At 63.9% G+C, this 13,509-nt stretch carries 13 protein-coding genes; 4 read left to right on the forward strand and 9 right to left on the reverse strand.

Going from position 1 to position 13,509, the window contains the following annotated elements:
- The first annotated feature begins 14 nt into the window (after positions 1-14).
- Positions 15-1,397, forward strand: coding sequence for a DUF6513 domain-containing protein (locus tag JMY24_RS16110; RefSeq protein ID WP_201702410.1), 1,383 nt, complete (start codon positions 15-17; stop codon positions 1,395-1,397).
- Positions 1,398-1,419: 22 nt separating this feature from the next.
- Here JMY24_RS16110 and rpe read toward each other — a convergent pair whose 3' ends face one another.
- The 8 genes from rpe to JMY24_RS16150 all read right to left on the reverse strand — a co-directional run bounded on the left by rpe (position 1,420) and on the right by JMY24_RS16150 (position 10,602).
- The gene (rpe, locus tag JMY24_RS16115; RefSeq protein ID WP_128590955.1) at positions 1,420-2,130 is read right to left on the reverse strand and encodes a ribulose-phosphate 3-epimerase; all 711 of its coding nucleotides are present in this window, start codon (positions 2,128-2,130) and stop codon (positions 1,420-1,422) included.
- A gap of 14 nt (positions 2,131-2,144) precedes the next feature.
- Positions 2,145-3,182: a class II fructose-bisphosphate aldolase gene (gene fba / locus JMY24_RS16120; RefSeq protein ID WP_128590957.1), complete on the reverse strand. Its 1,038-nt coding sequence runs from the start codon at positions 3,180-3,182 to the stop codon at positions 2,145-2,147.
- Between the two features lie 32 nt (positions 3,183-3,214).
- Positions 3,215-5,275, reverse strand: a complete 2,061-nt coding sequence (gene tkt, locus JMY24_RS16125) for a transketolase (RefSeq protein ID WP_201702411.1) — start codon at positions 5,273-5,275, stop codon at positions 3,215-3,217.
- Between the two features lie 60 nt (positions 5,276-5,335).
- The gene (locus tag JMY24_RS16130; protein ID WP_128598747.1) at positions 5,336-6,208 is read right to left on the reverse strand and encodes a phosphoribulokinase; all 873 of its coding nucleotides are present in this window, start codon (positions 6,206-6,208) and stop codon (positions 5,336-5,338) included.
- A 63-nt stretch (positions 6,209-6,271) separates the two neighbouring features.
- Positions 6,272-7,387 carry a class 1 fructose-bisphosphatase gene (locus tag JMY24_RS16135; RefSeq protein WP_128598746.1) on the reverse strand — a complete coding sequence of 372 codons (1,116 nt, stop codon included), beginning with the start codon at positions 7,385-7,387 and terminating at the stop codon, positions 6,272-6,274.
- Between the two features lie 25 nt (positions 7,388-7,412).
- Positions 7,413-8,483, reverse strand: a complete 1,071-nt coding sequence (gene cbbX / locus JMY24_RS16140) for a CbbX protein (RefSeq protein WP_201702413.1) — start codon at positions 8,481-8,483, stop codon at positions 7,413-7,415.
- 81 nt (positions 8,484-8,564) lie between these two features.
- Positions 8,565-8,993: a ribulose bisphosphate carboxylase small subunit gene (locus JMY24_RS16145; protein WP_128598672.1), complete on the reverse strand. Its 429-nt coding sequence runs from the start codon at positions 8,991-8,993 to the stop codon at positions 8,565-8,567.
- 109 nt (positions 8,994-9,102) lie between these two features.
- On the reverse strand, positions 9,103-10,602 hold the full coding sequence (locus JMY24_RS16150) for a ribulose-bisphosphate carboxylase large subunit (protein ID WP_128598671.1): 1,500 nt from the start codon (positions 10,600-10,602) through the stop codon (positions 9,103-9,105).
- A 554-nt stretch (positions 10,603-11,156) separates the two neighbouring features.
- Here JMY24_RS16150 and pqqA point away from each other — a divergent pair.
- From pqqA to JMY24_RS16165, 3 genes are all read left to right on the forward strand, one after another.
- Positions 11,157-11,231, forward strand: a complete 75-nt coding sequence (gene pqqA / locus JMY24_RS16155) for a pyrroloquinoline quinone precursor peptide PqqA (protein ID WP_013342881.1) — start codon at positions 11,157-11,159, stop codon at positions 11,229-11,231.
- A gap of 100 nt (positions 11,232-11,331) precedes the next feature.
- On the forward strand, positions 11,332-11,916 hold the full coding sequence (locus tag JMY24_RS16160; protein ID WP_128598670.1) for a DUF447 domain-containing protein: 585 nt from the start codon (positions 11,332-11,334) through the stop codon (positions 11,914-11,916).
- Positions 11,917-11,980: 64 nt separating this feature from the next.
- On the forward strand, positions 11,981-12,724 hold the full coding sequence (locus JMY24_RS16165) for a (5-formylfuran-3-yl)methyl phosphate synthase (RefSeq protein ID WP_201702415.1): 744 nt from the start codon (positions 11,981-11,983) through the stop codon (positions 12,722-12,724).
- 118 nt (positions 12,725-12,842) lie between these two features.
- Here JMY24_RS16165 and JMY24_RS16170 read toward each other — a convergent pair whose 3' ends face one another.
- Complete coding sequence (locus JMY24_RS16170) at positions 12,843-13,433, reverse strand: amino acid kinase family protein (RefSeq protein WP_128592473.1); 591 nt, start codon at positions 13,431-13,433, stop codon at positions 12,843-12,845.
- Positions 13,434-13,509 lie beyond the last annotated feature (76 nt).

Here is a 13,509-nt window from a genome sequence, read left to right on the forward strand (position 1 = left end):
CGGCGCGTACTGACATGGACCACATCGTCTTCCTGACCGGCCGGCTCGCCGAAAAGAGTCTGCTCCGCGTGCTCGAAAGCATGGCGCCGACGCCGTTCAGTTGGGAAATCCGCGAGATCGGTCTGCAAGTCGCCGCGCTGATGACCGCCGACATGATCCGACGCCGTGTGCCCGCGCCGCTCGCGGCGCAGCGCGTGATCGTGCCCGGGCGATGCCGTGGCGATCTCGCGGCGCTGACCGAACACTACGGCGTGCCGTTCGAACGCGGCCCGGAAGAAGTGAAAGACCTGCCGCAGTTCTTCGGCCGCGAGGCGAAGCCGGTGGACCTTTCGCGCTACGAGACCGAGATTTTTGCGGAGATCGTCGACGCGCCGCGCCTCGACCTCGACGGCATTGCCGCGCGTGCGCGCGACTATGCCGCGCAGGGCGCGAATGTGATCGACATAGGCTGCTTGCCGGAAACACCGTTCCCGCATCTCGAAGACGCGGTACGCCGGCTGAAGGCCGAAGGCTATCGCGTGAGCGTCGATTCGATGCACACCGACGAGCTACTGCGCGGCGGCCGCGCAGGCGCCGACTATCTGATGAGCCTGAACCTCGACACGCTGTGGATCGCGGACGAAGTGCCGTCCACGCCGATCCTCGTCGCACGCGATCCGCGCGACCCCGCTTCGCTCGACGCCGCCATCGAACTGTTCGCCGCGCGCGGCCGCGCGTTTCTTGCCGACCCGATTCTCGATCCGATCCCGTTCGGTCTCGCCACGTCGATCGCGCGTTACGTGAGGCTGCGCGAACGCTATCCGGACGTGGCCATCATGATGGGCATCGGCAACGTGACCGAGCTGACCGAAGCGGACACGAGCGGCATCAACGCAGTGTTGCTCGGCATGGCGGCGGAGCTTCGTGTGAGCGCGGTGCTTACCACGTCCGTCAGCCTGCACGCGCGGCGGGCCGTGCGCGAAGCCGACGTCGCGCGCCGCGTGATGCATGCCGCCCGCGAGGCGCAGGTGCTGCCCAAGGGCATCGACGGCGATCTTGCGACCGTCCATGCGAAGCGTCCATTTCCATACAGTCCCGCCGAGATCGACGAATTCGCCCGCGCCGTGCGCGACCCTAACTTTCGCGTGCAGGTGAGCGCCGAGGCCATTCATGTCTACAACCGCGACGGGCATCTTCGTGGCGGCGATCCATTCGAGTTGTATCCGGACCTTCATCTTGAAGCAGACGGCGGCCACGCGTTCTATATGGGCGTGCAGCTCGCACGCGCCGAAATTGCGTGGCGGCTCGGCAAGCGCTTCGACCAGGACCAGCCGCTCGACTGGGGCTGCGCCGTGGAGCGGCCCGAGCAGGACCTGTCGGTCTGGTGCGCGCCCGGCGAGACGATGAAAAAACGTTGAGCACGCACACAGCCGCAACCGTTCAGCGCGCTTCCGCCAGCGCTTCGTCCGCTTCGCTCATCTGCGCGAGCGCGCCACGCAGCGCGCCCATGGCCTGCGCATAGTCGTCGGCGCCGAAGACCGCCGAGCCGGCCACGAACACGTCGGCACCCGCCGCCGCGATCGGCGCGATGTTCGACGCCTTCACGCCGCCATCCACTTCGATCAGCAACGGCCGTCCCGTGCGCTGCATGGTTGCGTCAACGCGTTCGCGCAATACGCGTAGCTTTTCCAGCGTCTCGGGAATAAAGGCCTGGCCGCCGAAGCCGGGATTCACCGACATCACCAGTACCACGTCGAGCCGCTCGATCACATGATCGAGCACAGCGAGCGGCGTGGCCGGATTGAGCGCGAGTCCGACGCGCGCGCCGTGCGTCTTGATCAGTTCGATGGTCCGATGCACATGCAGCGACGCTTCCGGATGAAAGCTGATCGTGTTCGCGCCCGCTTCGGCAAAGCCGATCACGAGCGGATCGACCGGCATGGTCATCAGATGCACGTCGATCGGCACGCGCGTATGCGGCCGGATCGCCGCGCAAACGAGCGGCCCGACCGTGAGATTCGGCACGTAATGGTTGTCCATTACATCGAGATGAATCCAGTCGGCGCCGGCTGCGGTGACGTCGCGAATCTCTTCGGCGAGACGCGCAAAGTCGGCGGACAGCAGCGAAGGAGCGATCAGAAAATCACGCATGCCTGTCTCCTTGCTCAATGATAACGGCGCGCCATCGCCTCGAGCGGCAATGGCTTGATGCGCGGCGCCTGCCCTGCGCAGCCGAACGCCTCGAAACGCTCGACGCAGACAGCGCGCGCAGCCGCCGTTGCCGCCTTCAACGCGGCGCGCGGGTCGAACTCGGCACGTGCATTCGCCAGCGACTTGCGCATTGCGCCGCTCATTGCGAGCCGAATGTCGGTGTCGATATTCACCTTGCGCACACCATGCGCGATGCCGCGCCGGATTTCCTCAACCGGCACACCGTACGTGGTGGGAATCTCGCCGCCGTATTCGCGGATTATCGCGAGCCATTCCTGCGGCACCGACGACGAACCGTGCATCACGAGATGCGTGTTCGGAATCCGCTCGTGAATCTCCACGATCCGGTCGATGGCGAGAATATCGCCGGTCGGCTGGCGGCTGAATTTATAGGCGCCATGCGACGTGCCGATCGCAATCGCCAATGCGTCGACGCCGGTGGATTCCACGAAAATCTGCGCCTCGCGCGGGTCGGTGAGCAGATCGTCGCGTGTCAGTTGCCCTTGCGCGCCGACGCCGTCTTCCTCGCCCGCCGTGCCGGTTTCCAGCGACCCGAGACAACCGAGTTCCCCTTCGACGGAAACACCCACCGCATGCGCTGCGTCCACCACGCGGCGGCTCACGTCGACGTTGTAGTCATAGGTGGCGGGCGTTTTCTGATCGGGCAGCAACGAGCCGTCCATCATCACCGATGTAAAGCCCGAACGGATTGCCTGCTGACACACCGCCGGACTCGCGCCGTGGTCCTGATGCAGCACGAGCGGAATGTCCGGATGCGCTTCGAGCGCGGCCAGCACGAGATGGCGCAGGTACGGCTCGCCCGCATACTTGCGCGCGCCCGCCGACGCCTGCAATATCACCGGGCTCGCAGTTTCTTCCGCGGCCTGCATGATCGCGTGAATCTGCTCCATGTTGTTGACGTTGAACGCGGGCACGCCGTAGCCGTGCTCGGCCGCGTGATCCAATAGTTGACGCAGTGCTATGAAGGCCATTGCAAACTCCTCGATGACGAATCGGATTTTGTTCACGCAGCGCGCCGTGCGACGCGACGGGCTTCGTCCACCACAGCCTGGGCGGTCAAGTGGAAATGGTCGAACAGAGCGGCAGCCGGAGCGGATTCACCAAAGGTGTCGATACCTACCACGCCGCCTTCCAGACCCACGTACTGGCGCCAGAACGCGCGCACGCCCGCTTCCACGGCGACACGCGGCACGCCCGGCGGCAACACTGCATCGCGCCATGTGTCGGGCTGCCGGTCGAACACGCTGGTCGACGGCATCGACACGACGCGCGCAGCGATACCCAAAGCGGCGAGCGGCGCGAGCGCATCAAGTGCGAGAGAAACTTCGGATCCCGTAGCAATCAGTATTACCCGAGATTCCATGTGTGGATGCGTGGACTCCGACGCATCGCGCCAGTCCCGCAGCACATAACCGCCCCGCTCGATTGCGTCGATCTGCTCGCCGTCCCGTTCGACGAACGGCAGGTTCTGGCGGCTCAGCAGCAGGCTCGACGGCCCCTCGCGCTCAATCGCGCTGGCCCACGCGCGCGCGGTCTCCACCGTGTCGCACGGACGCCAGACGTCGAGTCCGGGAATCAGACGCAAGCTCGCTGCGTGTTCAATCGATTGATGAGTCGGCCCGTCTTCTCCAAGGCCGATCGAGTCGTGCGTGAACACGAAGATCGAGCGCGTCTTCATCAGCGCGGCCATGCGCAGCGCGTTGCGCGAGTAGTCGGAAAACGTGAGGAATGTGCCGCCAAACGCGATATGCCCGCGATGCAGCGCGATACCGTTGATCGCCGCGCTCATGCCGAATTCGCGCACACCGTAGTGCAGATAGTTGCCGGCTTGCAGGCCGGCTTCGTCGGCGTGAATATCCACGGCGGCTTGCCAGTTGGTGAGGTTCGAGCCGGTCAGATCGGCCGAGCCGCCCAGCAATTCCGGCAATGCCCGGGCGAGCACGGCGATGGTCTGCTGCGAAGCCTTGCGCGTCGCGATGGATTGAGCGGCGCTGTCCGCGTCGCGCAGCATCGCGCGAACGGTATCGCGCCAATGCGCGGGCAGCGCGCCTCGCGTTCTGCGCTCGAATTCGGCGGCCTCGTGCGGATAGTACTGGCGATAGGCTTCGAAGCGGCGGTTCCAGTCCGCCTCCGCCGCCTCGCCGCGCCCGCCCGCATCCCACTGCGCGCGGACCTCCTGCGGAATCGCGAACGGCGGATGCGGCCAGCCGAGTGCGCGCCGCGTTTTCGCGACCTCCTCGGCGCCGAGCGGTGCGCCGTGCACGTCGTGCGTGCCCGCTTTGGATGGGGACCCCTTGCCGATCACCGTGCGACAGCAGATCAACGTGGGCTTGCCAACCGCGCGTGCGTCCTGCAGCGCGAGGTCGACAGCGTCGACGTCGTGGCCGTCCACGTCGCGCACCACGTGCCAGCCGTATGCGGCAAAGCGCGCGGGCGTGTCGTCGCTGAACCACTGCGCGACATGGCCGTCGATGGAGATGCCGTTGTCGTCGTAAAGCACCGTGAGCTTGCCGAGCTTCAGCGTGCCCGCGAGCGACGCCGCCTCGTGCGAGATACCTTCCATCAGGCAGCCGTCGCCGGCAAACACATACGTGCGATGATCGACGATCGCATGACCCGGCCGATTGAATTCGCGCGCGAGCAGTGCCTCGGCGAGCGCCATGCCGACGGCGTTGGCGAGACCCTGTCCGAGCGGGCCGGTCGTCGTCTCGACACCCGGCGTCACGCCGACCTCCGGGTGCCCCGGCGTCCTGCTATGCAATTGACGGAAGCGCTTGAGCTCGTCAACAGGAAGATCGTAGCCCGTGAGATGCAGCAGCCCGTACAACAGCATCGAGCCATGTCCGTTCGACAGCACGAAGCGGTCGCGATCGGCCCACGCCGGATTGCGCGGATTGTGTTTCAGATGCCGGTCCCACAGCGCGACGGCGATCTCGGCCATGCCGAGCGGCATGCCGGGGTGGCCTGACTTCGCCGCTTCGACGGCGTCGATCGCGAGCATGCGCAGCGCGTTGGCCATCACGCGGGTTTCAGGAAATGCAATGGATTCTGCGACGGCACTCATCGAATGTCTCCTTCAAAACCTGCACTGGATGTCTCGCTTCAAAGCCGGAGCGTTAAAGGCTCAGGCCCTTGAGCGCCGGTCGATCAATTGCAGAATCATCGGCGTGAAGATGAGCTGCATGGCGAGCCCCATCTTGCCGCCCGGCACGACGATCACGTTTGGGCGCGACATAAAGGAGTCGTGCAGCATCGTCAACAGGTACTGGAAGTCGATGCCTTTGGGCCGCGCGAAGCGGATCACGACAAAGCTCTCGTCGGGCTGAGGAATTTCGCGCGCGATAAACGGGTTCGACGTATCCACGGTCGGTACCCGCTGAAAATTCACATGCGTGCGGGAAAACTGCGGACAGATGTAGTTCACGTAGTCGGGCATACGCCGCAGGATCGTATCGACCACCGCCTCGTGTGAGTAACCGCGCATGGTCTGATCGCGATGCAGCTTCTGAATCCACTCCAGGTTGATGATCGGCACGACGCCGATCAGCAGATCCGCATGCCGCGCAATGTCGATGCGATCGGTCACTGCCGCCCCGTGCAGGCCCTCGTAGAACATCAGATTCGTGCCGGGCTGCACGTCTTCCCACGGTGTAAACGTTCCTGCATCCTGCTTGTAGAGCCGCATTTCAGTTTCGTCGTGGACGTAGTGGCGAAACTTGCCGGTGCCGCTCTCGCCATAGCTCGCGAACAGCGCCTCCAGTTCTTCGAGCAAATTCGCTTCGGGTCCGAAATGGCTGAAGTTCGGCACGCCGTCGCGCTCGTGCTGCTTCATCGCTTCGCGCATGCCGTTGCGGTCATAACGATGAAAGGCGTCGCCTTCCACGATCTGCGCGTTGATCTTCTCGCGCCGGAAAATATGGGTGAAGCTCTTCATCACGGTCGTGGTGCCGGCGCCGCTCGAACCGGTCACCGCGATGATCGGGTGTTTGACTGACATGCGCTTGTCTCCGGATAGTAGTGTTGTGTTCGGCCGCTTTTCGCGAGCTTGGGCTTCTTGCGCTCAGGCGGTGAAACCCGGCAGAAAAAGCGAGCGCCGGCCAAAGAGCGGCGACGTGAACGGTCGATCCTCGCCACGGTCGTATTCGCCGTGATAGCGGCCAATGCGCTCCACTTCGTTGCGCGAGCCAAGAATCACCGGCACGCGCCCATGCAGCGCATGCGGCACCACGTCGAGAATGCGCTCGCGGCCCGTGATGGAAAGGCCGCCGGCCTGTTCGACCAGAAAGCTCATCGGGTTGGCTTCATACAGAAGCCGCAGGCGCCCTTCCATGACCGGCGTTTTCGAGTCGCGCGGATACATGAACACGCCGCCGCGCATCAGGATGCGATGCACCTCCGCGACCATCGAGGCAATCCAGCGCATGTTGAAGTCCTCGGTACGGCAGCCCGTGCGGCCGTCCTTGCATTCCTGCACGTAGCGGCGCACGGGCGGCTCCCAGAAGCGTTCGTTCGACGCGTTGATCGCGAACTCGGCGGTGTTCTCCGGAATGCGAATGTTCGAATGCGTGAGCACGAAATTGCCGATCTCGCGCTCGAGCGTGAAGCCATGCGTGCCGTTGCCCACCGAGAGCACGAGCATTGTCGAAGGACCGTAAATCGCGTAGCCCGCCGCGACCTGCTCACGACCCGGCCTGAGAAACGCGGATTCGCCGACCGGTCGATCCGTGTCAGCGGAACAGTCATCCACATTGCGCAGCACCGAAAAGATCGAACCGACCACGCCGTTGATGTCGATGTTCGACGAGCCGTCGAGCGGATCGAACGCGAGCAGATAGTCGCCGCGCGGGTAGCCTTGCGGAATCGTGTAGACGCTCTCCATTTCCTCGGAGGCCATCGCGGCCAGCAGCCCGTCCCACTCGCACTGCTGCACGAAGATTTCGTTCGTGGCGACATCGAGCTTCTTCTGCTCCTCGCCATGCGTGTTGATGCTTTGCGCCGACCCGTAATTGCCGCCGAGCGCGCCCTTGGTGAGCATCGCCGAGATCGACTTGATGGCCGCGGCTACGTCGATCAGCAGCGCGGATAGCCCCGCGTTCTGCGCCGTTCCCGCCGCGCAAGGCTGGCGGTCAAGCGTGTCGATGAGAAACTTCGAAAGGGTCGTGCGTCCGTCTTGCATGGCGAGCTCCTGAGGTTGTTCTGGTTCAGCCTGGCGGCGCCGTCACGGCGCGCGGCGCAGCGGCGCCCGACTCGGCGCCCGACGCAAGAAAGGACACGGATGGCTCGCCGTTTTGCGTGAGCGGCTCGGCGAATACGCGGCTTGCGCGAATATCTTCGGTGGCGATCAATGTCAACGCGGCCGCGTCGATCGGCGCGCCGCCCTGCATCGCCGCGGCGAATAGACGATTCGCCTGGCGCAGCCGCGAGCGGTCGAGCGCGTTGCGCACCGAGCGCGCATTGGCGAAATTCGGCTGGCGGGTGCGTCGCGCGAGGTAATCCGCGAAAGCGCGCCGTGACTCGGCGTCGAAGCGGTAATTCAACGTCGCGAGCATGCGCTCGGCAATGTCGAGCAGTTCCGCGTCGCCGTAATCGGGAAACGTGATGTGATGCGCAATGCGCGAGCGAAAACCCGGATTGCTTTCGAAGAACACTTCCATCCGCGACGCGTAACCGGCGAGGATCACCACAAGATCGTCGCGCTGGTTTTCCATCGTCTGCAGCAGGATTTCTATGGCTTCCTGCCCGTAGTCCCGTTCGTTTTCCGGGCGATACAGGTAATACGCTTCGTCGATGAACAGCACGCCGCCCATTGCGCGCTTGAGCACATCGCGCGTTTTCGGTGCGGTATGGCCAATGTACTGGCCAACCAGATCGTCGCGCGTCACCGAGACAAGATGATTGCGGCGAATGTAGCCAAGCCGATGCAGCACCTCGGCCATGCGCAATGCCACCGTCGTCTTGCCGGTGCCCGGATTGCCGGAGAAACACATATGCAGCGTCGGCGCGCCGCTCGCGAGACCGAGCGATTCGCGCGCCCGCTCGACGAGCAGATGCGCGGCGATCTCGCGGATACGCGTTTTCACCGGCGCGAGGCCGACGAGATCGCGGTCCAGTTCCGCCAGCACGTCGCCGATGCCGGAATCGCGATAAAGCGCGGCGAGGTCGATATGCGGCGGCAGCGCGCGGCCCGCGTGTTTTGCCGCGCTGTCGTTCGATGCGTCGTTCCCGGCTGCGGACGACGGTGCGTCGGCGTCAATAGCGGCAGCTTCGGTCATGCTTTCTCCCTCCGTTCATCACGCTGTTGGCACGCTTTTGTCGCGCTTTCGCGGGACCTCATTACGCTCTCGTCGCCACTATCAGCGCGTCGAACCGTAGCGCTCGCCTGATGGCTTATCGCTCGCGTAGCCCGACAATCCATATCGCTGGACACGTCCCGGTCCATCACCACGCGTAAGCCGGAAGCCGGGCTCTTCATCCGGACGGTTGACGATGAACGACAGCCGCATCGTCTCGAATCCGCGCACCGAGTCGAACGCGTTGACCTTGATGTAGTGCTGCGGCCGTGCGGCGCGGCACGCCTTCACTTCCTGCAGCACGCCGGCCGCATCGTGCAGGTCGAACATCGGCAGACCCCACATTTCCCAGTACGTATTGCGCGGATGCGGGTCGTCGGTGAATTCGACGGAGCAGGCCCAGCCCTGGCCAAGCGCGTAGTCGATCTGCAAACCGATCTCTTCGTCCGTGAGTTCCGGCAAGAAGGAAAACGTGCCTTGTGTAATGCGCATGACGTACCTCGCGATTGATTGACTGCAACGTTCAAACGGCGCACACGGTCTCCCGCGCAGTGCGTCGGCACTGCTGCGAACCTGCACCAGGAATCTTTCGATGCGCCGCTTATGCCGCGGTCGGCGTGGCGGCGAAATCCGGCGAATCGGTCGACGCGTAGTTGAAGCTCACGTCGCGCCAGGTATCGAGCGCCTGCTTCAGCGGCCCGCACCAGCGCGCCGCGGCTTCCAGAATGTCCGGCCCTTCGTGACGAATGTCGCGTCCTTCGTTGCGCGCCTTCACCATCGCCTCGAGCGCGACGCGATTGGCCACGGCGCCCGCCTGAATCCCACCCGGATGGCCGATGGTCCCGCCGCCGAACTGCAGGATCGCGTCGTCGCCGAACAGGTCGAGCAGTTGATGCATCTGTCCCGCGTGAATGCCGCCCGAGGCCACCGGCATTACCTTGCGCAGGCCGGCCCACGGCTGCTCGAAGAAAATGCCGCGCGACAGGTCGACTTCGTTGCGCGCCTCGCGGCACACGTTGTAAAAGCCCTGCACGGTCAACGGATCGCCTTCGAGCTTGCCCACCGCCGTGCCCGCATGCGCGTGATCGACACCCGCCATGCGCAGCCACTTCGCGATCACGCGAAACGAAATGCCGTGATTGCGCTGACGCGTGTACGTGCTGTGCCCCGCGCGATGCAGATGCAGAATCATGTCGTTCCTGCGAGCCCAGCGCGCCATCGACTGAATCGCGGTCCAACCGATCACGAGGTCGATCATCACGATGCATGAACCCAGTTCCTTCGCAAATTCGGCGCGCTCATACATCTCCTCCATCGTGCCCGCCGTCACGTTCAGATAATGGCCTTTGACCTCGCCGGTCTCCGCTTGCGCGCGATTCACCGCCTCCATGGAAAACAGAAAACGGTCGCGCCAGTGCATGAAAGCCTGCGAGTTGATGTTCTCGTCGTCCTTCAGAAAGTCGAGACCGCCGCGCAATCCTTCGTACACGACCCGGCCGTAGTTCTTGCCGGATAAACCCAGCTTGGGCTTGACGGTGGCGCCCAGCAACGGGCGGCCATACTTGTCGAGCCGCTCGCGTTCGACGACGATTCCGGTCGGCGGTCCCTGGAAGGTCTTCAGATAAGCAACAGGTATGCGCATGTCTTCGAGCCGCAGCGCTTTCAGCGGTTTGAAGCCGAATACGTTGCCGATGATCGACGCCGTCAGGTTCGCGATCGAGCCTTCTTCGAAGAGATCGAGTTCATAGGCGATGTAGGCGAAGTACTGCGGCTCGGCCGCATTCGACGCGGGCACCGGATCGACGCGATACGCTTTTGCGCGGTACATGTCGCACGCGGTCAGGCGGTCGGTCCACACCACGGTCCATGTTGCTGTCGACGATTCGCCGGCCACGGCCGCGGCCGCTTCTTCCGGCTCGACGCCCGGTTGCGGCGTGATGCGAAAGAGCGCGATCACGTCCGTGTCTTTCGGCGTGTAATCCGGTTGCCAGTAGCCCATCTCGCGATACTTCATCACGCCGGCGGCATAGCGCTCGCGCGCGTTGCCCGCATCGCGCGGCTTGTGGAGGGTCTCGATCACCGGTTGACTGAAATCGTTCATGACGTATCCTCGATTGTGGACAGGCGCGCTGCCGGAAGAACGAAGCGCTTGTGTGCACTGTAGGCAAGGACGTCATTGTTGAGAATTCACGATTTTATTTGGCAGACTTAATCGATCCGTTATCGATCGCATATCGTGGAGCGCGCTTTCGGCAAGTGCGAAGAAAGGAACCTGTCATTCATTCGTGCGCGAATTGCTTCGGTGAAATCGCGGCGTAAGCATGAGGCCGAGTATGGCTCCTGAACGCGAACCGAAAGTATCGAGCTGCATGCGCGCCGTAAGTGACACGCGTATCAGGGTCTTTCGTGCGCAGTGGAACACTTTGCTGCATTATCGGAACAGTGCGCCGCGCAAGAAGCTCATGCGGCGTCCATGCCGCGCGGGCCTGCCTGCCGCCGTTATTCGGCGAACGCTGTATTGCGGCGCGGCATAGGCTGCTCCAGTCTTCGTTGCCGGTCCGGCACGGAGCTTGCGTAGTCGATTACGCCAATGCAGCCCGGCAATGTGCGGGGCCGACGGCGCAACGCTGTATCAACCGATGGAGGAAGCACCTTATGCAATGGACGACTCCGAGCTACACCGATATGCGTTTTGGTTTCGAAATCACGATGTATATCGCTACGCGTTAAAGCCCGCATGGGCCGCGTAATGCGGCCCCTCTGCGGATCGATTGTTAATAGCTAGCTGAACGGGCGGCCTAGAGCGCTGCCAGGACACGCGTTCCCATCCATGATTCACGAAACGATCGTCACTACGGCAGCGTGCGATGGCCGTCCTCATGTCGCGCCGATGGGAGCCCGTTACGAGGGCGAGTTCGTCATTCTCTCGCCGTTCCGTCCGTCCGTGACGCTCGACAATATCGTCGCCTCACGCGCGGCGGTCCTCAATTTCACTACCGATGTCCGCGTTTTCGCCGGCTGCGTCACGCATTGCGCGACCGATTGGCCGACGCTCGCGGCAAGCCATGTGGCGAGCGTGCGGCTCGCCGAGTCGCTCGCGCATGCCGAGCTCGAACTCGATGAATTGCGCGACGACAATGAGCGCCCGGTACTGCGCATGAAATGCGTGCACCGCGAAACGCATGCGCCGTTCGCCGGTTTCAACCGCGCGCAGGCCGCAGTGGTGGAAGGCGCAATTCTCGTGAGCCGGCTCTTCATGCTGCCGGCCGACAAGGTCGATCGCGAGATGGCTTATCTGCAGATCGCCATCGACAAAACAGCCGGCGACGCCGAACGCACTGCGTGGGGCTGGCTCACCGCCGCGATCGCGCGGCACCGCGAACGCCTTGCATCGCCGGGTGGCCAGGCCGCCTGACTCGTCCGTCTAACTCGTGTCTTCGTATTACTCGCGCTTTTCCCGCTTTTTTCGGAGAACACCGATGACCGCATTGCTTGCGAGCGTCCGCTCGCACGACGAAGCATGGGATGCCGCTCGCGCTGGCGCCGACCTGATCGACCTGAAGGAACCGAATGCGGGCGCGTTGGGCGGGCTCGCGATCGGCGACATCGCGCGGATAGTGCGCGAGCTTCGCGCCCGTTATCCCGTCAAGCCGATTAGCGCGACAATCGGCGATTTGCCCGCGGATGCGCTGGATGAAATCGCCGCACGCGTGATCGAAGTGAGCGACACAGGCGTCGATTATGTGAAAGTGGGCGTGACGCCTGGACCGGCCGCCCGCCGTTGCCTCGAACAACTGGCGAATCTGCCGGCTGCCGTGGTGCCGGTCTTGCTGTGCGATGGCGGCATGGACGGCGAGCTCGCCGCTCTCGCGGCGTCGCTCGGCTTTGTCGGCGTGATGTTCGACACTTCCGCCAAAGACGGCAGCACGCTGTTCGATCATGTGGACAGCGACACGCTCGCGCGATGGCTGCGGCTCACGCGCGAACGAGGCGGAATGTGCGGCGTTGCCGGCTCACTCGGCTGGGCGCAGCTGGAGCAGATTCGCGCGCTCGCGCCCGATGTGGCGGGTTTTCGCACAGCGTTGTGCGTCGACGGCCGGCGCTCGCGACTCGATCCGCAGCGCGTCGCACAATGGGCGGACGCATTGCATCGCGGCTCAGGCGACGTTGGCGCTGCCGGTATGGCGGCGGACCTGGTTGCAGCCGGCGCGGTCCGCGTGTAGCACGGGGCATGCGGCGCAAAGCTTGGGTCGCCGCGCTGCATGGGCCGCATGGCTCAATGCGCTTACCTCCGCTATCGGCTAGATGGGCAATCTCTGCCGCATCTGCCAGGCAGCGCAGTCAGATGACCGGCGTATTCAGCAACCGGTCGCGCATCAGTTCGACATTGTCCTTATTGAACAGCTCGACGACGTAGTTCGCCTCGTTCACATAATCGACAAAGCTGCGGTCCACCACGCCCGCGGCTGCCAGCGTGTCGAGCCGTTCGTTTCCCGAGATCGGACATGACTTCACGACGATCAGCCGCTCGGCGTTGAGCATCGTCGAAAGCCAGGCGGCGAGGCTGTCGGAGGTCGTGTCCCAGTTGCTCATCGCGTCGGGCGTGTCACGCATCAGCGCAGTCGGCACCCACACGGCGACGTGGCCGTCGCGCAGCGCGCGGCGAATCTTCGCCTCGCTCGATGCGAGCACGAGTTCGGGCAAGACTCCTTGCATGAGGAGCGCGTATTGCGTCATCGCGAGCAGACACATGTTGTGAGCGGCGAGGTCGTCGAAGCTCCACTCGCTTTGATACTGCCGCACCTTGTCCGCGAAATCGCCGCCGCCTGGAACGATGACGACGCGCCCGCCCCCCACTTCGCATAGCTCGATGAGCCATTGGCGCAGCGCCGGCTCGTGACTCAGGCTGCCCCCGATCTTGACCACCCACATGATCGTTGTCCTCGTTTGCGATTAACCTCGTTTGCTTGTCCGCCTGCCTGCTGGCCCGGCTGTCTGCTCGTTGCGC

It is taken from the genome of Paraburkholderia kirstenboschensis (genome assembly GCF_904848585.1).
GTDB lineage: Bacteria > Pseudomonadota > Gammaproteobacteria > Burkholderiales > Burkholderiaceae > Paraburkholderia > Paraburkholderia kirstenboschensis.

Coding starts and splice junctions, on each gene's coding strand:
- JMY24_RS16110 (WP_201702410.1), top strand. CDS start 15: ATGGACCACATCGTCTTCCTGACCGGCCGGCTCGCCGAAAAGAGTCTG.
- rpe (WP_128590955.1), bottom strand. CDS start 2,130: ATGCGTGATTTTCTGATCGCTCCTTCGCTGCTGTCCGCCGACTTTGCG.
- fba (WP_128590957.1), bottom strand. CDS start 3,182: ATGGCCTTCATAGCACTGCGTCAACTATTGGATCACGCGGCCGAGCAC.
- tkt (WP_201702411.1), bottom strand. CDS start 5,275: ATGAGTGCCGTCGCAGAATCCATTGCATTTCCTGAAACCCGCGTGATG.
- JMY24_RS16130 (WP_128598747.1), bottom strand. CDS start 6,208: ATGTCAGTCAAACACCCGATCATCGCGGTGACCGGTTCGAGCGGCGCC.
- JMY24_RS16135 (WP_128598746.1), bottom strand. CDS start 7,387: ATGCAAGACGGACGCACGACCCTTTCGAAGTTTCTCATCGACACGCTT.
- cbbX (WP_201702413.1), bottom strand. CDS start 8,483: ATGACCGAAGCTGCCGCTATTGACGCCGACGCACCGTCGTCCGCAGCC.
- JMY24_RS16145 (WP_128598672.1), bottom strand. CDS start 8,993: ATGCGCATTACACAAGGCACGTTTTCCTTCTTGCCGGAACTCACGGAC.
- JMY24_RS16150 (WP_128598671.1), bottom strand. CDS start 10,602: ATGAACGATTTCAGTCAACCGGTGATCGAGACCCTCCACAAGCCGCGC.
- JMY24_RS16160 (WP_128598670.1), top strand. CDS start 11,332: ATGATTCACGAAACGATCGTCACTACGGCAGCGTGCGATGGCCGTCCT.
- JMY24_RS16165 (WP_201702415.1), top strand. CDS start 11,981: ATGACCGCATTGCTTGCGAGCGTCCGCTCGCACGACGAAGCATGGGAT.
- JMY24_RS16170 (WP_128592473.1), bottom strand. CDS start 13,433: ATGTGGGTGGTCAAGATCGGGGGCAGCCTGAGTCACGAGCCGGCGCTG.